Source organism: candidate division WOR-3 bacterium, assembly GCA_016934535.1.
GTDB lineage: Bacteria > SDB-A > SDB-A > SDB-A > SDB-A > JAFGIG01.
The window spans coordinates 18,658-40,126 of record JAFGSQ010000070.1; the positions used below are offsets into that span (position 1 = coordinate 18,658).

Genomic DNA, 21,469 nt, shown 5'->3' on the forward strand with positions numbered 1-21,469 from the left:
TCAAATTCCCGCAGGAGACAGTTTGAAATATTCAGGAACAGCTGTCGAAAGGTCCAGTATTTTTGAATGAGGATCGTCCCAGAGCTCAGCCAGACAGGAAGAAACAGGCTCGTTAGTCCTGATTCCGCACATATCGCAACTTACGCCCTTTTTCGATAAAATTTCGCCAACTCGTTTACGACCTTCACCGACTATTAAAGTTTCCCGTATCCGGGATCCAAGCTCTATTGAATCTAATTTTACTGTTTTGGTCATGAACACAGGTTTCAATCCGTTTTTTTCGGATTTGAAAAGACCGCAATAATAATCATTGTTTCTGGCATCTCTCACCGACAATATGTATTCAGACAAATTTCTGTATTTCCACGCCATAGCGTAAAGCGCGTTCACTCCCTTCAATTCCGAGCGGGTTGCCTCCACCAGACCTTTCGCGAAAGCCATTCCTATTCTCAACCCCGTAAACGATCCCGGTCCGGTGACCAAGGCGGTTTTTCCCACTTCTGTAGATTTTAATGACAGAGCTTCGAGAGCCCGTTTGAAAACAGCCACAATGTCTTCTCCTCCCGGTTTGCGGGTAAAACACGAAATCTCAAATTTTCTTCCGGCAGGTGTTTTGAGAAAAAGTGAAACGCCTGAATATGATGTGTCCACTCCCAGGAATAACATTTTACTTTTCCATTACACGTCTTATCGCGGCTTCTCTTCCGCCGCCTTTAGCGATCCTTAGAAAGATATCCCATCTCGGATACGGAAGATAATCCGTTTCAAGTCTGTCCGCCCATTCGACGAGTTTGAGAGCATCTGACCCGATTATGTCGTCCCAAGCCAAAAAAGACAATTCTCCGTAGTTTTTCAACCTGTACAGGTCAACGTGGTATATCCCTATATCACCTTCGTAAAAATTTACAAAATTGAAAGAAGGACTGGTGACTCGTTCTGTGACGTTAAAAAAACGGCATATAGTCTGTACGGTGAAAGTCTTCCCCGCTCCCAGTGATCCGTACAGGGCGACGAAATCATCTGAGTAAAGTTTCGGACAAAACTTCTCGATCTCTTTTTTCATTGAATGCTGATCAGCAGCGAAGAAAACACGTTCAGGTCGAAGCAACGGCAATGCCTTCCATAACAAGATATGGGAAGTATTCTCCTTTTTCGATCCAGTTTTTGATTGTTTCGCCCGCGCCGCCTGTTATTATGACGTTCGGGGCCGATCCGGTGTCGGCGGCGATTTTATCCAGTGCCAAATCTATCGCGCCTTTTACGGAAAAATATATCCCGTTTGACACCGATTGATTCGTGGTGGAACCTGATGGAAGCTTGATTTCCAGTTTCTTGTAATCAATTCTTCCGATGCCCGGACAAGCCGAAAGAGATTCAGCCATCATTTGTATCCCGGGCATGATGAAACCGCCTTTGAAAACACCGTCTCTGTCTACAAAATTGAAAGTCATGGCGCTGCCTCCGTCTATGAGGACGAAAGGCGGCTGTTTTCTCACCATGGCTCCGATTATACCTAGAATTCTGTCAAGTCCGACTTTTTCAGAATCCGGTCCTTCAATCGGAACGTTTCTTATTATTTTTCTGTCCAGTACCTTGATGTTGTCCGTCTTAATAAATTCCGACAACAGCCTTATCCATTGAAAAGTCTTGTCCGGAACGACTGACGCTATCGCTATGCTGTCAAATCCCTGCGGAAGAGGAGGTATACTCTTTGGGATTTCCGTGAAATTTCTGCAGAGCTTGACTCTCGGAGGCGTTCCGGTGAGCAGGGCGAGTTTATGATTGCTGTTTCCTATATCCAGAGCAATGAGGTTCAATTTACCCCTTCCTGCCTTATGACCCAAACCGGCAGATTTACTTCTGTCTCGGCATGAAGTACTATCTTAACCGAATGACTGCCGAGTTTTTTTATGTGCTCGTTCATGAACACGTTGTGACGGTCAATAACAATTCCGTGCTGTTCTTCGAGAAGCTTCGCCACGTCTCTTTCAGTGACGGACCCGTAAAGCTTCTCCATCGGTGATGCCTTGGCTTTTATGGTTATGCTTTTACCTTCTATCAAACGGGCTATCTCTTCGGCTTCGCTTTTTCCTTTCATGGCCTTCTTCAGTCTCTGTTGTCTTATACTCTCGACCATTTTCAAAGCGCCGGGCGTTGCCAAGACGGCAAGTTTTTTCGGCAAAAGGTAATTTCTCGCATAACCTTTTTTGACGTTTACCGTGTCGCCGGTTTTGCCGAGTTTATCCACTATGTCTGTCAAAACGACTTTCACTTATCCTCCTCACCTGTAATACTCGATGACACTCGGCATCAGACCAGAATTTTTGCACGTTTTCACGGCTTTACTTACTTTTCTCTGATGAAGAGAGCACAAGCCGGTTATCCTTCTCGGAAGGATTTTTCCGCTCTCCATTATGAAATTTTCCAGTTTTTCGACGTCTTTATAGTCTATGGTGTCGATCTTTTCTTTACACAATAGGCAAACTTTCATACACTCAACCTCCTCATGTTAAAACGGTATATCGTCGTCTTCGTTTTGAGCCGTCCCATTGTAAGAATAATCCGAGGCTTCCTGCGGCTGTGTCTCAATTGATGAAGCGGCAAAAAGAAGAGGATATATTCTGCTGGCAGTGACGTCAAAAGCTTTTATGTTTTCTTTTTCGGGTGTGCTGTACTTATAACCCCTCAGTCTGCCTTCGACGACAACCGGTGAACCCTTTTGCAGGTTCGCTTGAACTTTATCGGCGAGGAAATCAAACGCCGTTACTTTTATGAAAAAAGTGTCCGGCTCCGCCCATCCTTCTCCGGATTTCGCCCTTTTCGGCGTGCTTACCGCAATGGAGAATGAAGCGAATTGTTTCCCGCTTTGAGTGAACTTCACTTCGGGATCAGAAGCTACCCGTCCTGAAAGTATAAGAAAATTGATATTCGGCACCCTTATTTTTCCGTCAGGCATTGCCTTTCTCCTCTTCCTCGTCTTTCATTCGTATTACGAAATGTCTCAGTATTTCCGGACGCATGTTCAGAAACTTTTTATATCCCTCAATAAATCCCGGAGAAGATTTGAAATAATTGAATACATAATTTCCGGGGACCTTTCTGTTATTTTTCATTATGAGGTCCTTTTTTCCGGCTTCCTTCTGCGAAACGACTTCGCCTTTGTTAGCAGCTATGTATTCTGATATCTCGGCAAGGATTTCTCTCAATTTTTCTTCGCCGGTCCTCGCGTCGAGAATCAGAAGATTTTCGTATTTATTCATCTTCGGTCTTCCTCCTTTGAGCAGTATTGTCTGTTGTATTTATTCATTGCGTAATCTATACCTTTTAAGGCCCAGTCTATGATAGCCTCGAAAGATTTTTCGAGCACCTCTGAAAGCTGATCCTCCTGCGATGCTTCGAATGAGCTCAAGACAAATTCAGCAGGATCTTCGCCTTCCGGGAGAGGTCCTATACCGATTTTCAGCCTCTGAAACTTTTTCCCGGTGTAACTTTCAACGGAAGAAAAACCTTTGTGCCCCCCGCTGCTGCCCGCTCTTCTGAATCTCAAAGCGCCGAGTTTCAGTTCAAAATCGTCCGCTACGAAAAGAGATTCCCCGATTTCCTCGTCCGTAAGACCCATTATTGCAAGCACATCTCCGCTGTTGTTCATAAACCTTTTCGGTTTGACAAGCTCGAGTTCCGTTCCGTCGATTTTTGTCAGAAAACTGTCATAGTCTTTCCGCTTTATCCACTTCCCTCCGCAATTGCGGGCAAGTCCGTCCAGAACGATCATTCCTGCGTTATGCCTCGTCATTTCATACTTCTTTCCCGGATTGCCAAGTCCGAAAACGTGTAATCTCATTCCTCTTTTTCTTCAGCTGTTTCTGTTTCGGCGCCTTCGGCGGGTTCGACCTCAGGTTTTTCCTCACCGGCTTTGACAGCCTTCGGCGCTATCACTGCGGCTATGAGCTGGTGAATATCGTTGAGGCAACGCGCCTCTTTGAAATCTACATCGCTTACGTGAATTTTGTCCCCCAACTTCAGTTGGCTGACGTCTATTTCGATGTGTTCGGGAAGCTTGTCAGGGAGAGCTTCTATGAGGAGCTCTCTCATCGGAATCTCAAGTATTCCTCCGGTCTTTACTCCCTCGGGAGTTCCCTGCGTTATGACGGGAACTGTGACTTTCAAGAGCTCGTTGGCGTGAACGAGCTGAAGGTCCAGATGGAGAAGTCTGTCGGTCATCGGGTCTTTTTGATATTCCTTAATGACCGCGAGCACATTTTCTCCGCCCGAAAATTTCAAGTCGATGAGAGCCGGTTCGCCTTTAAGTTTTCTCATAACGGGAACAATCTTGTCTCTGTGAACCGTGAAATGCTTGTTTTCTTCTTTGTGTCCATAGATCACACCGGGAATAAAACCGCTGTTTCTTGTAGCTCTGGCGCTGTTTTTTCCCAATCCTTCCCTTTTTTCCACTTCAAGACTGATCTTATGCATATCCTACTCCTTTTTTTCATTTATAAAAAAAGTGAACTCAGAGAAGCTTCCTCGTGAATCCTGAGAATTGCCTCGCCGATTATCGAAGAAACTGATATTTCCCTGAAAAAATTCCTCATTTTATCCTTTTTGACGGGGATAGTGTCCGAATATACGAATTGTTCAATAGGCAGGCTTTCCATTTTTTCAACCGAATTCTGTGAAAGAAGTGGGTGAGCACAATAGACGTAAATTTTTGCGGCGCCTTTTTCGACAGCGGTTTTAACCGCATTTTCTATCGTTTTTCCCGTGTCTATTATGTCGTCTATTACGAGAACATTTTTTCCGCTTACATCCCCTATCAGATTGAACTTGCGCCCGATTCCTGTTTTGCCTCTTTTGTCGATGACGGCCAGAGGCAGGTCTCCCAATTGTTTAGCAAAAAACCTCGCTTTTGAAATGCGTCCGAGATTCGGAGACAAAACTGTCAGATCAGGAATATTCTGATCGGCAAAATAGCCGACCGCATTGTACGAACTGTATAGGTGATCAAATGGTATGTTGAAAAATCCTGAAAGTTGTTCGGTGTGAAGGTCCATTGTCACTATTCTGTCGGCTCCGGCTTTGGAGATGACATCTGCCATAAGCTTGGCCGATATCGGTACTCTCGGTTCGTCTTTTTTATCCTGTCTCGAATACCCGAAATAAGGGATTATAGAGGTTATCCTCCTCGCGGAGGCTCTCCTGGAGGCGTCTATCAGCAGGAGAAGCTCAAGAATGTTTTCGGCGGGCGGAAAAGTCGACTGTACTATAAAAACGTCGTCGCCTCTTATGCTCTCCATTATCCTCACTCTGACTTCCCCGTCAGGATACCTTTCAACGCACGCTTTGCAGGCGTCTGTTTTAAGATATTCGCAGATTCTGTCCGTTAGGGTCACGTTGCTGTTCCCGCTTAAAATCCTCATTTTTTCTCTTCGACCTTTTCTGGGGCGGGTGGATTCGAACCACCGAATGCGGGATCCAAAATCCCGTGTCTTGCCGCTTGACGACGCCCCATCATATTTCGAGGTCCCCGGCAGAACTCCATCCTGCTTTCGGGTCCGACGAAAATATTTTTACGTCTTCTCCTTTCAACCTTTTATCCAAATACATCATGGCGTTTTCGTAACCAGCGTTTTCACCGAAAAACCCGTATATTGACGAACCTGATCCGGACATCAACGCAAAATCAGCGCCCGCATCCAGAAGCGTGTCTCTGTAATATTCCAATTTTGAGTGACTTTTGAAAATCGTTGCCTCAAAATCGTTGTAAAATTTTTCACTCTTAAACTGAAAAATCATACTTTTATACTTTTCACGCTCATCTGTCAAGTCATAAGATTCGTAAGCTTCTTTTGTCGATACTCTTATCGAAGGGATAACGACAACAAACCGGCCGCTGACAATCTCATTTTCGAAAGTGAGGATGTCTCCTCTTCCTTCGGCTTTCGCCTTTCCGCCTCTCAGAAAAAACGGTACGTCACAGCCTAACTTTCTAGCCGTGTCTTCAGTTACTTTTCCCGACGGTGTTTTTCCGATGAAACAGGAGGTGTAAAGCAAAGTAACGGCGGCGTTTGAAGACCCGGCTCCTAGTCCCGTCCCCGGAGGTGTGCGTTTGAGAAGATTTATGCTGAAAAAGGGGATTCCTTCATATCGCTCCCTCATCAAATCGAGTGCTCTTATAACAAGGTTTTCTTTGCCTGAAGGAGCAGGTTCTCCGCTCACAGCAATCGTGTCTTCATCTTTTTTCTCTTCAAAACAAATCTCGTCGCCCCAGTCTAGGGACTGGAAAACGGTTTCAATCCCGTGATAGCCGTCTTCTCTTTTTCCTGTAATCCTGAGTGAAAGGTTCACTTTCACCGGACAAAGAAAACGCCTCATTTTCATTGTTTTTTGGAAAAAGAACCGTGCGCGGCGGCAGTCATTTCTTTCAGAAACGAAATATCTTTCTCAAGCGCAGTTCCGACGACTATTACGTCCGCTCCGGAAATCATCTTTTCCTCGACCTGCTCGGGTTTTTTCAATCCTCCGCCCACTATCACGGCTCCCGAGCAGTTTTGTCCGGCGCAAATCACGTAATCACATGGCACAGGATCCAAAGCTCCGCTACCCGCTTCGAGATAGACGTTTTTCATTCCCATACATTCGGCCGCCATCACGTGAGCGGCTAAAATGTCCTTTTTGTCCCGCGGGATGGGATTAGTGTTACTGACGAATTCGACCGCTGTTTTGCGGCCCGACTCGACCAGCAGATAAGCAACGGGTATGTTTTCCAGAAAGTATTTTTTCACGAACACGGCATTCTCGAGCTGTTCTTCTATCAGCCATCGCGGGTTCCGGCCTGAAATGAGAGTGAGAAAAAATACAGCGTCGGCTTCAGGGACAATGAATTTAGAGCTTCCTGGAAAAATTATCACGGGAAGTCCGGAACCCTTCTTGAGTTTGACTATGAATTCTCGCAGTGAATCCGTAAAAAGAGTCGAACCGCCTACGAGAACAGCGTCACACTCCGATTCAGCAATTTCTTCCGAAATGCGGGGGAGTTTCTCTAGCCCAATTTTATCCGGATCGAGCAAAGGAAAAAGCAGGGCTTTTTTCCCTCTCTCCGCTTTACAGATAAGGGTTTTCCAAATTTCCATTCTCTTCCTCTTTCAATGCCGCCGCGGCTTTTCGGGCTATTTCAAAAGAAAAACCCCTGTTTACAAGAACCGCGATAATATTCTTTTTTTTCCTTTTCTTTTCAGCCAGGTTGACAGCGAGGGAAAGTTCATCTCTCGACGCCGCTTTATCGGAATAAAGGCGCACCAAATCTTCACGTATCCCTCTAGCGCGCATTTTCTTTTCTATGTAAAAGCTTCCCGAGGGTTTGATGTCAGAATACTTTTTCAGCATACCTTCGGCGATTGCTTCCTCATCAATAAAACCCTTTGCAGAGAGAATTCTCAGAACTCTTTTCACGACCAAACGGGAGAACGAACGCGAACTCAGTTTGTCTTCAAGCTCTTTTACTGTCAAGTCTCCGTAAGACAGTAAAACGAGGGCTTTTTCGTAAGCCTTCAGGCTTTCGTCTTTCGTCCGCAGGAAAAACAGATCTCTCCCTGAAACGCAGGTTCCTTCTTTCCATTTGGGAAACACGACGTCGGACGAATATTGCGAGCCGTCATCAAGTTTAATGCTCCAGCCTTTTTTTCCGAGTTCTACTGATAAAATTGATTTTTCGGTCAATAATGCTTACGCCTCCGCAACCACAGAGACCGGAAGACCGAGTGCTTTTCTAATCTCGGTTTCCAGTTTGTCGGATAACTCGGGATGTTCTTTCAGGTAAATTCTCGTGTTTTCCTTGCCTTGACCTATATTTTCATCCTGATAAGAATACCAGGTTCCCGATCTTTTAATCAAATTAAGCTCAAGGGCTTTGTCGATGATCTCTCCGTGTTTTGATATTCCTTCGTTGAACAGAATATCGAAAGAGCCTTCCCGGAAAGGAGGCGCGACTTTATTCTTTACAACCTTCACTATAATCTCATTGCCCACGGCCTGATCACCGATTTTTAAAGTGCCTATCCTTTTTATTTCGAGCCTGCACGACGAATGGAATTTCAATGCTAGCCCTCCCGGAGTCGTCGTCGGATTGCCCATCATTATCCCGATTTTGTATCTGACCTGATTTATGAAAACAGCTGCCGTTCCGCTTCTCGAGACTCCTCCAGTGAGTTTTCTCATTGCTTTTGACATCAGTCTTGCCTGAAGTCCTATTTGAGAGTCGCCCATTTCTCCGTTCAGTTCGTCTGAAGGCACCAGAGCTGCAACGGAATCTACTACCAGGATGTCGAGTCCTCCCGATCTCACCAAAAGATCCGAAATCTCCAGCGCCTGCTCGCCGGTGTCTGGCTGGGACACTATGAGGTCTTCAATGTTGACGCCGAGTTTTGTCGCGTAAGTCGGATCCAAAGCATGTTCGGCGTCAATGTAAGCGGCTTTTCCGCCCGCTTTTTGGGCGTTAGCTACTATGTGAAGCGCAAGAGTCGTCTTTCCCGAAGCCTCCTGACCGAAAATCTCCGTTATCCTGCCCCTCGGTATTCCTCCAACTCCGAGGGCGGCGTCGAGAGTAATCGATCCGGTTGAGATTGCCGGAATATCGACTTTTGTGTCGTCTCCAAGCCTCATTATGGACCCTTTTCCGAATTGTTTTTCAATTATTTTCATAGCGCTTTCTATGGCTTTGTCTTTATCCTGATCCATGTCCCTCCCGATCATTTCTTTACCTGTCGTTTTAGCCATTTTTATCTCCTTTCAGGGGAAAACATTCAATTTCTGAATAAATCGCGCCTTTCGGCGTCAGTTCGCTTTTATACAGTTTGAAAGACTCGATAAAAAAAGAGCTCGTCGAAGGAATTGATGATTCCGGCTTTACAGGTTTTCCTTTGAAGCGAACCAGTGTCACGTGTGGATAATATCTTCTTTTCTCTTTTTCGTAGCCGATATTATCAAGCTCTTCTTCGAGTTTTTCCCAAACACGCAGGAAATAACTCTCCCCGGAAACTGCTTCGGTGCAACCGATTCTGTTTCCGATAAGCTTATAAGGACCCAGCTTTGTTTCGAAGGGAGGGGCTGAAAACGTAGCCTTTTCTGCTTTTTCACGCAGTTTCGAAAACCCGTTCTCTCTTACTTCCCCTAAAAATTTCAAAGTCACGTGAATGTTATCAGGGGCGACAATTTTCGACGACCTGTCCTGAAAATTTTCCATGGAATACCTCCACAGGGCCAATCTCACATCCTCCGGTACATCGAAAGCAAAAAAAAGCCTCATCTATCTTAAAGTCGTTTCGCATTCACGCGGTGAAATCTTCCCAACCCCTGTCTGATGTGCTTTGAATGCCTCTGAGCCTGAGTTTGAATTCGTCCGGATTGCTTACATTTTCTATCGCGTCTTCGTAAGAAACTATTCCTTTTTCGTAGAAATTCATTATGGATTGATCGAAACTCTGCATCTGATACTGAGAGCCCTCGACAATAGCCTGAGGTATTTTGAGAGTTTCCAAAGGGTCAAGTATGTATTCCCTTATCGTGGGAGTGTTTATCATTACTTCCGAAGCCGGAACCCGCCCTCTGCCGTCAGCCCTGGGTATCAGCCTGAGCGATATAACGGCTACCAGAGTCGTCGAGAGAAGAACCCTGATGTGCTGCTGCTGATGAGGCGGATAAAAAGATATAACTCTGTTTATGGTCTCAGCGGCGTTGAGAGTGTGCAGGGTCGACATCACGAGGTGGCCTGTGTCGGCGGCTTTTAACGCCGTGTCTATCGTATCCATGTCTCTTATTTCACCGACGAGAATGGTGTCGGGATCCTGCCTCATCGCTTGTCTGAGTGCGAGTGCGAATGAATTGGTATCCGTTCCGATTTCTCTCTGGCTTATTACGCTTTTTTTGTCAGTGAACAGAAACTCGATAGGATCTTCGATAGTTATGATGTTCTTTGAGACGTGTTCGTTTATGTAATCTATCATGGCCGCGAGAGTGGTCGATTTACCGCTTCCCGTCGTTCCGGTGCAGAGTATCATTCCCCTGGGTTTCATGCACAGGTCTTTGAGCACGGCGGGCAGATTCAGTTCTTCCAGAGGCCTGACATGCATCGGTATCGTTCTCAGGGCCAGCGCTATGCTTGATCTTTGAAGGTAAGCGTTTACCCTGAACCTCGCGAGTCCCGGAACACCTACGCCGAAGTCGAGTTCCTTGTCTCTCGCGAATTTTTTCTGCTGTTCCGGAGTCATGAGCTGGACAATCACTGTTTTAAGTTCTTCCGGAGAAAGAGGCGGATGTTTCATCAGGTTGAGTTTTCCTGAAATCCTTAGGATCGGAGGGCTTCCCGCTTTCAGATGAAGGTCCGAAGCCTCTTTTTCGACCATCTGTTTCAAAACTGCCTTCAAATTCATATAAGTCTCCTCACTTGAAAACTTCGGGATCCAATATCACTGTCAACAACACGAACGCGCTGTACATCACCAAATTTATAAGAAAAGGCCTGTCCGAATAAATAACTTTCTCCGGCATTTCACCTTCCTTTTGAAGATGCACCACGAACAGATATCTTAATATACCATATATCACAAAAATAGTGGAATAGGGCAATAAAATCGCTCCTTTTTTTTCAGCGGTGTAAATTGCGTAAGTGACTATAGTGGATGACGCCACTACTATTATCATCTGATCGAGAAGGTCTTTGGTGTAATGCTTCAAAACCTCTCTGTGGGATTCGTTCCTTTCCATGAAAACTTCCTGCCTTCTCTTTACGAGAGCGAGAAAAAGAGAGAGAAGAAGCACCGTTATCAAAAACCAGGAAGATATGGGAACGTCTATTGCGAGTGCTCCTCCGACCGCCCGCAGGACAAAACCGAGAGCTATTATCATGACGTCGATAATCACCACTTTTTTCAGCCAAAAAGAATATGAAAGGTTCATCAGAAGATATACGAGAACGACTAAGGGAAACTTCCATATCCCTGAAATGGAATCTTTTGCAAGCAGGAACCAGGGTATTTGTGTCAGTACAAGAAACACAAAAGCAAAGACGAGCGCTGACGGCGCTTTAATCTTTCCCGAAGCCAGAGGTCTTTTTGATTTTTCGGGATGAAGTCTGTCTTTCCTGAGATCAACTATGTCATTTATAACGTAAACGAAGCTTGATGCGCCGACAAAACTCAGGAACGCAAAAACCGAAAGCAAGGCCGGCTGAGCCAAAGTGAATTTCCTCGCAAAAACGACGGCGGCAAAAACAAAAACGTTTTTGATCCATTGTTTGGGTCTCACTTCTTCAATTATTGCCGAAACCGTGTTCATAAATGTCTTTTCTTTGTTTTGTCCAAGTCGGTTCTTTTCCTCCGAGATCTTCAATCTTTACAATGCTCCAAACTCCGGAAAAGTCCGCTGTCAGGAAAAATAAAACAAGTCCTTCCGCTTGAGAATCGCCGAAAAATTCGTAATTGTAATAGAATATGGCGGATGAGTCCGTCGAATCCCTTTGTACCGGAGAAAGCACGATGAACGGTGACTGTACTCTCGAAAAAAGAATCCCCGCATATTCGCTTTCTTTCTGTTTTCCCCAGTCTTCAAACAAACCGCCGCTTCCGAAAGTGTCAGGAAAATAAGGTGTGTAAACGAAACCTTCATCCAGACTCCTCGCGTAATTTGCCGCGCTTTTGTTTTCGACACTATTTACGAAGTTCATGACCGAAACTCCGGGAGAAAACGGTTCCACCCAAAAATCCGAGCCCGCCGGCGGTTCTGCTTCTCTTGGGGAGAATAGAGTGCACGAACATACAGAGATCAGAACAAGAACAGAAGATAGAAATTTGCTTCCCACTGATCTTCTCCTTTATCGTCAATTATACCGCGCAAGTCGAAAACCGCCTGTCCTTTTGAAACCGAAAACTCCAAACCCAAACCCGCGTAGCTTTTCAAAGAATATGATTCCATGTTTCCAAGTTCGTTTCCCTCGGCCATGAAAACGGCTTTTTCCTCAATACCGCCGTACGGTTTGGAAAATCCCCAGGGCGTCGCGAGCTTTACACCGGTCAATACGTCAAACGATCTCACGTGCCTGTTTCTCAAAAAATACCATTTCCCGCCGGTAATTTCATCAATTTTTTTGTATCCGCCCCTGTCCTGAATGGAAAAAGAACCGTTAACAAACATTTGTATTTTTGGAAATACATCTGTATTGATCTCGAGTTTATTCTCGTATTTTCTGAAAAGGACGTTTCTGTCGCTGGAATATATGAAAAAAGTATAGTCTGTTTTGATCGATGAATTCTGTCTTATTGACAGCCAGTCAAAAGGCTTGAGAAATGCTCCGGCGGAAAAACTGTAAGTCCTGTGCCAGGTGTTGCTTTCCGAATAATTTTCAGAGAGGTAAACGGTTCTATTTTCCCTGTAAAAAAAAGAAACATCGGCGTTGATTCTGTCGGTCAAAATAGCCGCCAAATTCAACCCTGCGCCTCTGTCGGACACGTCGTAATCGCCGTAGGAGGCTGTTCTGTCCTGGAAAAAACGGTATATTGACATGTACGCGTCCGCTCTTGCAGAAAATTTTGTGTTTGCATACGACGCGTCGCACAGCAACCTAGAAGTCATTATGTCTTCGTCTCCAACTGCCTGTCTGGAATGAAAACCGAAGCCCTGAGAGTAGTCAATCTTGAAAGCAGAACCATACAAATAAAGATCGACAAAGCATCCCGCTTCGGCAAAAAAATCCTCGTTTGAAAAATAATCGCTCTCCGGATACCGTTTTGACAGATATTTAGTGTTCCAATATGTCTCGGCGAAAATTTTTCCCGCTCCAAAAAAATTCCATTTTCCGTTCATCAGTATTTCGTATCTGTTGAATTTCGTCCTGTCTCCCGTCATCGGATAAGTTTCCGCGTCAATCCTGCCTGAAATCCGGTTCTGTAACGTACGAAGCGAAAGGGAGACTTCTCCCTTTCCCGTGTATTTTTTCGTCAGTTTCTTTATTTCAGCTGCAACGCCGGCTGTGATGTCTGCGAAAGACAAATACCTCCCGGCGTCAAGCTCGAAAGTCAATCCCGGATTTACGGCTTCGATCTGAGTGTCCGTTCTGCTGGAGTACACTTCCAGTGACGGTGAAATGGATGTACGGAATAAATAATCTCCGATGCTGGTTTCTCTTCCTGCGGTCAGTTTTAGAGTCTGCGTTTTAGTCGTGATCGAAAAATTCTCCACTTTTGAAAAATCCGCCGACAATCTTAAGTCGTTTTTTCCAAATCTCGAAAGAATGCCGAAATTGTATTTCTCGTCCAAAGACCCGGAAATCAGGTTTTTTTTGCCGCTCCATCCCGCTTCCTGGTACAAATTAAAACGTCCGTAACTGAAAAAATTCCTCGCGTAAAGGCTTGACGACAAAATGCTGTTCCTGTAAACAGTGGAACTTTCGACGTTGAACGAAAATGCCGTGATCATAAAAAACAGCGTCATTTTTCCATGATCCTTGACATCATCTCGGCGAAATCTGCAGGACTTAGTTCCTGCGGTCTTTTGCGGCAGAACTCTCTTATTTTTTCAATGTCTTCCCGGCGGTATACACCCCTGAGATTGTTCAGGAGAACTTTTCGCCTCTGTCTGAACGAATTTCTTACAAGTTTTTCGAAATCATCGTCGGAAAACTCCGCTTCCGTCTGATTTTCGTTGAAAAGTATGCTGACTGAAGCAGAATAAACTTCCGGTTTCGGGAAAAAGCACTCCGGACTTATTTTCGCGACAATTTTTGTTTTTGAGCAGAACCCGAAAAGAACGGACAAAATACCGTAATTCGGATATGAAGGGAGGGCGGTGAGTTTTTCGGCCACCTCTTTTTGAAAAGTGAAAACACAACCCGTCAGGCGGCTTCTTATACTAAAAGTCTTTCTTAGTATCCTTTTACTTATGTTGTACGGAAGGTTTCCTACAAGAAAATTACCGCCGGTTTTAGCACAGGCTTTACCGCGGTTTTCGCTTTTTAGAAATAAATCCGGATCGAGCTTCAAAAAATCATCCGCGATGACGGAGGCTTTGTCTTTGAAATGTTTTTTCAGATACGATGCCAGCGCGGCGTCTTTTTCAACGAGAATCAGATCGTCCGTCTTTTCGGCAAGAATTTCAGTCAAAACTCCCGTCCCGGGACCTATCTCCACAATACGGAGATCTTCTCCGCCGGGTACCGCGTCGCATATTTTCCGTGCGATATTTTTGTCCATGAGAAAATTCTGACCGAGGGATTTTTTCGGTCTCGCGCCGATTGCTTCGAGAATTTCTGTGATTTCCATGCGCTCACCCGAATGAAAACAGGCGGGAAACGTTTTTTTCAATTATTTGAGACGCTTTTTCCCGGTCTGTTCCGAGATACTCCGCTACGAAATCAAGTATTTTTATCAGATGGCAAGGTTCATTCACTTTGCCTCGGTAAGGAACAGGGGCCAGGTAAGGACAATCAGTTTCGAGAACAACATTTTCGAATCCGACGCATTTCAGGATGTCAGCCCTGTCTGAATTTTTAAAAGTCAGAATTCCGTTGAATGAAAGGAAATAATCCATGTCCAGACATTTCTTCGCTTGTTCGCAGGTTCCCTCGAAAGAATGGAGCACGGTTTTCAAACCCGAAAAACCTTTCAGCACTTCCATCGTTTTTTCCATAGCATTCCTTGAATGAACCACAACCGGCAGGCAGTTTGACACGGCAAAAGAGAGTTGTTCTTCGAACACTTTTATCTGGTCGCCGATATCTGAAAATCCGTAATGCATGTCTATTCCCGTTTCTCCGATTGCGACAAGTTTTTCCTTTCCGAATCTGTTTATAATTCTGTGTTCTATCCAGTCTGCCGTCTTGTCTTTGTGGGTTCCCGCGTAATGAGGATGACAACCTGCGGTGAAATAAAGGTTTTCTTTTCCGAGGGCAATTCCGGCAGCTGTTTCACTGGATTGTTCGTCGTACGAGACGACAACAATTTTTTCAACAAAGGATGACGCCGCTCTTTCCAGAACACCGCCGATGTCTTTTATAAGTCTCGGGTCTTGCAGGTGAGCATGCGTGTCGGTTAAAGTCATTGCAGTCGTATCCTTCTTATGTGAATTTCAGTAAGGCTTTCGGGCTTGCTTAGAAATATCGACACACCCTTAACTTTATACGAACTCTCAAAAACCGTCTCGCCGTTTTTAAATTCGAAAAATTGTATGCCGTGCTCTTCATAAAAAGTATCGGGCCAGAACTCGCCGTAATAATTCCCTTTGTCGGTTCTCACCTGTATCCCGCATTTGACTCGTCTGAAAGATCTCGCTTCTATAGAAAATACTTCGTGCCCGCGCCAGTCTTCCGGTAAAATGTTCGATTCTATGTTCGACCATTTTTGGTTTGGAAAAGAGGTGAATACAATTTCGTCTTCCGCTCGCTGAAGGGCGGCGTTTATTCTCGGTTTCCAGGCTTTGGTGTAAAAAGGCGCGCCTACATCGTCAAGAACAGGGAATCTGGCTTCCATTACGCCCTGCCTTATAATCAGGCTGGTTACGTCGTAAGAAACGGCGTAGACGAACAAAATTGAGAACACGGAACCCAAAACGAAACTTCTTCTGCCCTTTAATAAAATTACGGCGCAAACGCTTCCGAGAAAACTTCTGACGACATCGTCTATTCCGGAGTTTCTGTCCGGATAAGCCAGTTGTATCAATTCCACAAGGATCGCGGCCATTACGGGGACGGCTAATGAAAAAATCGTTTTTCTGGAACCTGGATTTCTGCCTGCAATCAACAACGTGACGGCTCCGGCCAGGAAAAAGTGAGCCGAATTGAAAACGGCTCCGAGATATATATTCCTGCCCTGACCTGACGGCAGAAGAGGAAGCAGCAGCAGGACAGGCACAAGCGCCCATCGCGATCTGTACAAAAATCGTTTCGTCAAACCCCCCTCATCCCACTTTTCCAGATTATCTTGTGCAGCTGGATATGAAACCTGGCGTCCAAACGCGAAGACATGAGCCAGTCTGCAAGTTCGGCAAGTTTTACCTTTCCGAAAACCGGAGAAAAAAGAAGATTGGCTTTCCCCTCCAGACCCTGCTCTTTCGTAATCTTTAGTGCGTACTCAAAATCTGATCTTCCGGCGACGACAAACTTAATATCGTCGGTTTTTTTTATTTTCTCGAAATTTGAAATCAGCATGCGGTCGTGCATTCCCGAAAGCGGTAATTTAAAATCCATGACGACATGAATTTCTTCTCGCAGCCTTCCAATGTCTAGGCTTCCGTTAGTTTCAACAGCGACAAAATACCCTCTTTCGACAAGCTCTTTTGAAAAGCCGAAAGTCTCTTCCTGCAAGAGAGGTTCGCCTCCGGTCAAAAGCATTCTTTTAATCCCGAAGGTCTCGATTTTCGATATTATTTCATGCGTGCGCATTTCTGAACCCTCTGAAAAAGCGTATCTGGTGTCACACCAGGAACACTCGAGATTGCATCCGGAAATCCTCACTACGACGAATGGATAGCCTGCCATTGATGACTCTCCGAGAATGGACGCATATATCTCACAAATTTTAAGCATAACGCGTCGGATCTTTGACCCGAGCCTCAATAAAGGCTTTTTTTCTTATTTTACAGCTGTCACATTTTCCGCAGGCCGTGCCGTTTTCAGAAGGATCGTAACAGGAGTGAGTCAGAGAGAAATCAACTTGAAGTTCTTTCCCCAAAAGGATTATCTCGTGTTTTCTCATTTCTGAAAAAGGAGCTCTGATTTTCAGTTTGTTTTCCTTAAAATAATATCCTGTCCCGAGGTTGGCGGTTTTTTCAAAAGATGTCGTAAATTCTGGCCTGCAGTCCGGATAACCCGAATAATCTATAGCGTTCGCTCCGTAAAAAACCGATTCGGCTCCCGACACCTCTGCCCACGCAGTGGAAATCGAAAGAAAAATGAGATTTCTCGCTGGCACGTAAGTGATGGGCAGAATTTTTCCTATATCGTCCCCGTCGTTCTCCGGCACATCAATGGAAAGATCGGTCAAGCTGGAGCCTTTTATAGAAGCAAGGTCTATTCGAAAAAGATTTAATTTTTCACATCCGAGTGAAAAGGCCACTTTTTTTGCCGATTCGATCTCGACCGAGTGTCTCTGACCGTAGTCAAAGACTATGGGAAGGGGCGCCAATTTTTTCTTTTTTATGACATAGGCGAGAAGCACGGAAGAATCAATTCCTCCGGAAAGAAGAACGACGGCTTTGTTTTCAGTCAAATCCTCATGAACCTCGTCTTCGTGAGCACTCTGCATGATTTTTCAGTGACGAGGACGTCGTCCTCGAGCCTGCAACCGCCGTGTTTTGTGTGATAAACGCCGGGTTCGACGGTAAAAACCATCCCCGGTTCGAGTTTCAGGGGTTTGAATTTCTTGAGCATTTTTTTATCTGAAGGCTTCGAAGCTATTCTTCCGGGATCGTGGACGTCGAGTCCAATACCGTGGCCGAGAGAATGAGGCATGAACAGATCCGCGTCTTTTATGACTTTGTCGGCAGCCGCCGCAATTTCGTGTGCGAAAACGCCTGGCTTTATGAGTTTTACGGCCTCGATTTTAGCTTTCTCGACGGTGTCACGCATTTTTTCCTGCTCTTTCGTAAGTTTTCCAAGCGCGAACGAAACCGTGACATCGCTTTTGTAACCCTGATATGTCACACCGAAATCGACGAGAGAAAGCCCCGGCTTGGCCAGTTTTCCTTTTCCCGCGCGCGGATGAGTGTGAATGGACCAAGACCGGTCAGGATTGGCGACTATGGTCTCGAAAGAGACGGCGTCTCCTCCGTATTCGAGAGCTTTTCTCTCGACGAAAAGAGAAACGTCTATTTCCCTGAAATCGGGATTTTTTCTGTTTTTTTTCAGAAAAATCTCCAGATCGTTTATTATTTTGTTCGTTATATTGCACGCCTTTTCGAGAAGTTTGATTTCTCCGGGGGATTTTTGCCTTCTCAGTCTGTAAATAAAGTGATCTCCGGAGTTCTCAGGCTTGTCAAAGACTGTCACTTTGGCAGGTTTTATGTAGTTTTTAAGGTGCTTGTACTCAAAATACCCGACGGAACTTTGAAGTTCAAGAGTGAATCTGTCTCCGAGATTTTCCTTCAGGATCGAAGAAAGCGCCGCATAATAGGACCCGCCTTTTTTATTCAAATCCACTATCTCTTCGACCTCGGAAACTTTTGCGGCCATTATTACATCCCACGGTATGAGTATCCGTTTGCCGGAAGACAGAATTACCAGCATGGCGTCTTCGGGGTGCCCTGAAAAAAACCTCAGGGATGAGTTGCGGCTGTTTTCAAAATCACCGATTAGATAAGCGTCAACTTTTTTACTTCTGAGGTGTTCGCAGAATTCAGAGAATTTTTCATCAGTTATTGGAACAAACTTTTTCATTTTTTCTCCGTTTTTCAGATTATGAACCTGACACCAATCTTTCCGTAAACGCCAACGTGCGTTTCGTCTTCGCTGTCGAGCGTGTATGAAGAACCCTGAGCGCCAAGCTCCAGGAACACAGAACTCGTTCTTGAAAGAGTGTAGTCAAATCCCGCAAGTATCTGCGCTCCGTAAGCGCTCGAAATGTCTCTTCTGTCGTCTTTTATGCACACCCCCATGTGTCCTCCAAAACCGCCGTAGAATCTCAGGGAAGTCCTATCATTTCCGTAAGCTCTCAACAGAAGGTCAAAAGAAGGATAAAACCAGGCAAATTTTTCGTCGTCTTTAGCCGTCAGATAAACGGCGGGTCTCAGATAGAAATTCCCCAGAGGGAACAGCATTTCCGCGCCAAATGCCGGAGCGTTTTCGATTACTCCTCCTGAAAAGCCAAGCGATATCCTGGAGGGCTGTTCCCAGTAATAATCAAGTTCGGGAACAGGTTCGGCAAAAACAGCCAATGGGATGAAAATCGCAAATAATAAAAGTTTCATCACTGCCTCCTTTTTAGTTTCCCATATAATATATCAGAATAAATCCTATATTACGAAATTCTTTCGGCGTCGAAGACGATTTTTCCGCCGACAAAAACTTTTAAGACGCAAACGGGCAAAATAATTCCTTCGAAGGGAGTGTTTTTCGGTTTTCCCTCCAGTTTGTCTTTTTGAATCCTGTTTTTTTTAAAGTTCCACACAGATACGTCCGCCGGCATTCCAGGCAAAAGCCTTCCGAGTTTAAGTCCGAATCTGTCCGCAGGCTTTGTGGTTACAAGCGAGACTGCCTTTTCAAAACCGGTTTCGGACGCGACCTTTCCAAAAATAACTCCGCCCAAAGTCTGAAATCCTATGACTCCTTTCGGGACTTCGCTGAGCTCGCGTTTTTTTTCCTCTTCGGAATGGCCGGCGTGATCTGTTGCGATCATGTCAATGGTTCCGTCTGCGAGACCGGCGAGAATCTCTCTGCGGTCTCTTTCGTTCCTAAGAGGCGGATTCATAACTGCGTCGCCCAGGCTTTTCCCAAGCCTCGAACAGGTAAAGTATATGTGATGCGGAGTGGCGTCGGCGCTGACTCGCAGTCCTTTTGCCTTGGCTTTTCTTATAAGTTCCACTGAAATTTTCGAAGAGACGTGCGTGAAATGAATGCCGGACAAAGTGTTTTCAAGCGCGGCAATGTTTCTTTCTATACATCGCGCTTCGCTGTTCGGATCTATTCCCTGCACCCGGAAACGCCGGGACCAGAATCCTTCGAGTACGATCCCCGTTCCGGCTGTTCTTTCGTCTTCCGGATGCTGTATCAGAACGCGTCCGGCTCCGCATATCCTTTCAGCGGCTTTTCTTATCATGTGGTCTCTGACGGGCATTCCGTCGTCGCTGAAAGCTATCGCTCCAGCTTCAGACATAGTCTCTATGTCCGTCAGTGTTTTTCCTTTCAGTCCTTTGCTAACGGCACCGACAGGAAAGACCCTGCAGTGAGCTTTTTTATAGATGAGCTCTTCCAGTTTTCTCAGCCTATCAGGCGTGTCCGTAACGGGTTTCGTGTTCGCCATGGCAAAAGCCGAGGTTATGCCGCCGGAAACCGCCGCCCAAGTAGCAAAGCGAATGTCGTCTTTGTATGTATATCCAGGCTCCCTCAAATGGGCGTGGACGTCAATGAAACCGGGAGTGACGATACACCCTTCTACTCCTATCACTATCGACCCTTTCGCCTTCTTGTACGGCAGAATGTCGGCTATCTTGTCTTTATGTATTACGAGGTCCGAAAGAAATCCGCAGTGGGGAGGGTCGGGGATAATAAATCCTCCGGAAAGGACAGTCGTGTCAGCCATTGACCATGTCTCTCCAAGCCGTGATTTTCCAAACTGACCCTGACTTGGAAAGATAAAAGACAACTTTTCCTCTGACAAGTTCTCCGTGAATCACCGGTGGATCAAAAGTATATTCTCTCATGATGACGGCATTAAAAGAATCCGTGTAATAAACTCCCGAACCTATGAACACAGGCACGACGCTTTCTCCCGTCTCTTTCATTGAAATAAAAATTGCCTCCGTCGAAGTTTTTTCTTCTTCGTATCCCCACTGGTACTGATAGATTCCCAGGGCCGCAAGATACTGATTGATTCCTTCATCGTCCGGATCAAAATAGAACACGAAATCAGCCGAATCGAGGCAGGAAAGATACAGGTCCAGATCAAGTATCCTGTAAGAGAGAGTGAGGTTTTGAAGGACCTTTTCAGGAGTGTCCGGATTCACCGGGTCGTCGATTCCTCCAGGCGGCGCCATGAGCGGAGAAAAGGGATTTACGCATCCATGGGAAAAACACGCCGTCAAAAAAACCGGGAAATAACATGAGATTTTTCTAATCATTTAAATCACGGTAGGAATTTTATATTTCCGTCCACAGAAAAGGCAAGTTGTTTTTTATTTGCTTTTTCCATATATATAGGGAATTATAACTGTCAGAACAATTCTGACGGCTTCTTGAAAAAACATTTTTTTGCCCTTGACAAAAATATCTTTTTTACCTATATTCTCTTTTGTCTTTTTGATCTTTGACAATAGAATAGTGTGTGCGTGGGAATTCCTATACTTAAATTTTCTTTTGCAAGACAAATTCTCTGATTATTGTTTTTTTTCTTCGGAGGGTTTGATCCTGGCTCAGGACTAACGCTGGCGGCGTGTCTTAGCCATGCAAGTCGAACGGAAACCAATCTTGACGCAAGGATGGATTGGTTTTAGTGGCGTAAGGGTGAGTAACACGTGAGTAAACTACCCCCAGGAAGCGGGATAAGCCGGGGAAACCCGGTCTAATACCCTATGACAACTCTTGAAGGCATCTTCGAGAGTTTAAAGATGGCCTCTGCTTGCAAGCTATCACCTGAGGATGTGCTCGCGCCCCATTAGCTAGTTGGCGAGGTAACGGCTCACCAAGGCAATGATGGGTAGCCGGCCTGAGAGGGTGAACGGCCACACTGGCACTGAGACACGGGCCAGACTCCTACGGGAGGCAGCAGGCTAGAAA

General features: G+C 45.4%; 28 protein-coding genes, 1 tRNA gene and 1 rRNA gene. 1 reads left to right on the forward strand and 29 read right to left on the reverse strand.

What is annotated here, in order from left to right:
* The 29 genes from tsaB to JXL83_09840 form a co-directional block, all read right to left on the reverse strand.
* Complete coding sequence (tsaB, locus tag JXL83_09700) at positions 1-666, reverse strand: tRNA (adenosine(37)-N6)-threonylcarbamoyltransferase complex dimerization subunit type 1 TsaB (GenBank protein ID MBN2364390.1); 666 nt, start codon at positions 664-666, stop codon at positions 1-3.
* 1 nt (position 667) lies between these two features.
* On the reverse strand, positions 668-1,063 hold the full coding sequence (gene tsaE, locus JXL83_09705) for a tRNA (adenosine(37)-N6)-threonylcarbamoyltransferase complex ATPase subunit type 1 TsaE (protein MBN2364391.1): 396 nt from the start codon (positions 1,061-1,063) through the stop codon (positions 668-670).
* Positions 1,064-1,094: 31 nt separating this feature from the next.
* Positions 1,095-1,817: a type III pantothenate kinase gene (locus JXL83_09710; protein MBN2364392.1), complete on the reverse strand. Its 723-nt coding sequence runs from the start codon at positions 1,815-1,817 to the stop codon at positions 1,095-1,097.
* The gene (locus tag JXL83_09715; GenBank protein MBN2364393.1) at positions 1,814-2,272 is read right to left on the reverse strand and encodes a 50S ribosomal protein L9; all 459 of its coding nucleotides are present in this window, start codon (positions 2,270-2,272) and stop codon (positions 1,814-1,816) included. Before JXL83_09715 ends, JXL83_09710 begins: the two co-directional genes overlap by 4 nt.
* Positions 2,273-2,281: 9 nt before the next feature.
* Positions 2,282-2,491 (reverse strand): 30S ribosomal protein S18, encoded by a 210-nt coding sequence (locus JXL83_09720; protein MBN2364394.1) that lies wholly within the window; start codon positions 2,489-2,491, stop codon positions 2,282-2,284.
* Between the two features lie 18 nt (positions 2,492-2,509).
* A complete protein-coding gene (locus tag JXL83_09725; GenBank protein ID MBN2364395.1) occupies positions 2,510-2,956 on the reverse strand; it encodes a single-stranded DNA-binding protein in 447 nt (148 codons plus the stop codon).
* Positions 2,949-3,260 carry a 30S ribosomal protein S6 gene (rpsF, locus tag JXL83_09730; GenBank protein ID MBN2364396.1) on the reverse strand — a complete coding sequence of 104 codons (312 nt, stop codon included), beginning with the start codon at positions 3,258-3,260 and terminating at the stop codon, positions 2,949-2,951. The genes JXL83_09725 and rpsF overlap by 8 nt, the downstream gene beginning before the upstream one ends.
* Positions 3,257-3,841: an aminoacyl-tRNA hydrolase gene (locus JXL83_09735; GenBank protein ID MBN2364397.1), complete on the reverse strand. Its 585-nt coding sequence runs from the start codon at positions 3,839-3,841 to the stop codon at positions 3,257-3,259. The genes rpsF and JXL83_09735 overlap by 4 nt, the downstream gene beginning before the upstream one ends.
* A complete protein-coding gene (locus JXL83_09740) occupies positions 3,838-4,473 on the reverse strand; it encodes a 50S ribosomal protein L25 (protein MBN2364398.1) in 636 nt (211 codons plus the stop codon). The genes JXL83_09735 and JXL83_09740 overlap by 4 nt, the downstream gene beginning before the upstream one ends.
* A 20-nt stretch (positions 4,474-4,493) precedes the next feature.
* A complete protein-coding gene (locus JXL83_09745) occupies positions 4,494-5,417 on the reverse strand; it encodes a ribose-phosphate diphosphokinase (protein ID MBN2364399.1) in 924 nt (307 codons plus the stop codon).
* A 19-nt stretch (positions 5,418-5,436) separates the two neighbouring features.
* A tRNA-Gln gene (locus JXL83_09750) sits at positions 5,437-5,508 on the reverse strand.
* A complete protein-coding gene (gene ispE, locus JXL83_09755) occupies positions 5,509-6,351 on the reverse strand; it encodes a 4-(cytidine 5'-diphospho)-2-C-methyl-D-erythritol kinase (GenBank protein MBN2364400.1) in 843 nt (280 codons plus the stop codon). It abuts the tRNA gene before it with no gap.
* Positions 6,352-6,374: 23 nt separating this feature from the next.
* Positions 6,375-7,130 carry a geranylgeranylglyceryl/heptaprenylglyceryl phosphate synthase gene (locus tag JXL83_09760; protein MBN2364401.1) on the reverse strand — a complete coding sequence of 252 codons (756 nt, stop codon included), beginning with the start codon at positions 7,128-7,130 and terminating at the stop codon, positions 6,375-6,377.
* On the reverse strand, positions 7,102-7,716 hold the full coding sequence (locus JXL83_09765) for a RecX family transcriptional regulator (GenBank protein MBN2364402.1): 615 nt from the start codon (positions 7,714-7,716) through the stop codon (positions 7,102-7,104). Before JXL83_09765 ends, JXL83_09760 begins: the two co-directional genes overlap by 29 nt.
* 6 nt (positions 7,717-7,722) lie before the next feature.
* Complete coding sequence (gene recA / locus JXL83_09770; protein ID MBN2364403.1) at positions 7,723-8,733, reverse strand: recombinase RecA; 1,011 nt, start codon at positions 8,731-8,733, stop codon at positions 7,723-7,725.
* Between the two features lie 31 nt (positions 8,734-8,764).
* Positions 8,765-9,265, reverse strand: coding sequence for an RNA 2',3'-cyclic phosphodiesterase (gene thpR, locus JXL83_09775; GenBank protein MBN2364404.1), 501 nt, complete (start codon positions 9,263-9,265; stop codon positions 8,765-8,767).
* Between the two features lie 58 nt (positions 9,266-9,323).
* The gene (locus JXL83_09780; protein MBN2364405.1) at positions 9,324-10,424 is read right to left on the reverse strand and encodes a type IV pilus twitching motility protein PilT; all 1,101 of its coding nucleotides are present in this window, start codon (positions 10,422-10,424) and stop codon (positions 9,324-9,326) included.
* 10 nt (positions 10,425-10,434) lie between these two features.
* Positions 10,435-11,328 (reverse strand): UbiA prenyltransferase family protein, encoded by an 894-nt coding sequence (locus tag JXL83_09785; GenBank protein ID MBN2364406.1) that lies wholly within the window; start codon positions 11,326-11,328, stop codon positions 10,435-10,437.
* Positions 11,303-11,851, reverse strand: coding sequence for a hypothetical protein (locus JXL83_09790; protein ID MBN2364407.1), 549 nt, complete (start codon positions 11,849-11,851; stop codon positions 11,303-11,305). The genes JXL83_09785 and JXL83_09790 overlap by 26 nt, the downstream gene beginning before the upstream one ends.
* Positions 11,815-13,464, reverse strand: coding sequence for a hypothetical protein (locus tag JXL83_09795; GenBank protein ID MBN2364408.1), 1,650 nt, complete (start codon positions 13,462-13,464; stop codon positions 11,815-11,817). Before JXL83_09795 ends, JXL83_09790 begins: the two co-directional genes overlap by 37 nt.
* 11 nt (positions 13,465-13,475) lie before the next feature.
* The gene (gene rsmA / locus JXL83_09800; protein ID MBN2364409.1) at positions 13,476-14,306 is read right to left on the reverse strand and encodes a ribosomal RNA small subunit methyltransferase A; all 831 of its coding nucleotides are present in this window, start codon (positions 14,304-14,306) and stop codon (positions 13,476-13,478) included.
* Between the two features lie 4 nt (positions 14,307-14,310).
* On the reverse strand, positions 14,311-15,084 hold the full coding sequence (locus JXL83_09805) for a TatD family hydrolase (protein MBN2364410.1): 774 nt from the start codon (positions 15,082-15,084) through the stop codon (positions 14,311-14,313).
* A complete protein-coding gene (locus JXL83_09810) occupies positions 15,081-15,932 on the reverse strand; it encodes a VanZ family protein (GenBank protein ID MBN2364411.1) in 852 nt (283 codons plus the stop codon). The genes JXL83_09805 and JXL83_09810 overlap by 4 nt, the downstream gene beginning before the upstream one ends.
* Positions 15,929-16,519 (reverse strand): radical SAM protein, encoded by a 591-nt coding sequence (locus JXL83_09815; GenBank protein MBN2364412.1) that lies wholly within the window; start codon positions 16,517-16,519, stop codon positions 15,929-15,931. The genes JXL83_09810 and JXL83_09815 overlap by 4 nt, the downstream gene beginning before the upstream one ends.
* 40 nt (positions 16,520-16,559) lie before the next feature.
* Positions 16,560-17,249: a 7-cyano-7-deazaguanine synthase QueC gene (gene queC / locus JXL83_09820; protein MBN2364413.1), complete on the reverse strand. Its 690-nt coding sequence runs from the start codon at positions 17,247-17,249 to the stop codon at positions 16,560-16,562.
* Complete coding sequence (locus JXL83_09825) at positions 17,246-18,415, reverse strand: aminopeptidase P family protein (protein MBN2364414.1); 1,170 nt, start codon at positions 18,413-18,415, stop codon at positions 17,246-17,248. Before JXL83_09825 ends, queC begins: the two co-directional genes overlap by 4 nt.
* Positions 18,416-18,429: 14 nt before the next feature.
* A complete protein-coding gene (locus JXL83_09830) occupies positions 18,430-18,945 on the reverse strand; it encodes a hypothetical protein (GenBank protein MBN2364415.1) in 516 nt (171 codons plus the stop codon).
* Positions 18,946-18,995: 50 nt separating this feature from the next.
* Entirely contained in the window at positions 18,996-20,276 is a 1,281-nt protein-coding gene (locus tag JXL83_09835) for a dihydroorotase (GenBank protein MBN2364416.1), read from the reverse strand.
* Positions 20,269-20,814 carry a hypothetical protein gene (locus tag JXL83_09840; protein ID MBN2364417.1) on the reverse strand — a complete coding sequence of 182 codons (546 nt, stop codon included), beginning with the start codon at positions 20,812-20,814 and terminating at the stop codon, positions 20,269-20,271. The genes JXL83_09835 and JXL83_09840 overlap by 8 nt, the downstream gene beginning before the upstream one ends.
* A gap of 268 nt (positions 20,815-21,082) precedes the next feature.
* On the opposite strand from JXL83_09840, the gene JXL83_09845 reads away from it, so the two are divergent.
* A 16S ribosomal RNA gene (locus tag JXL83_09845) occupies positions 21,083-21,469 on the forward strand; the annotation flags it as partial.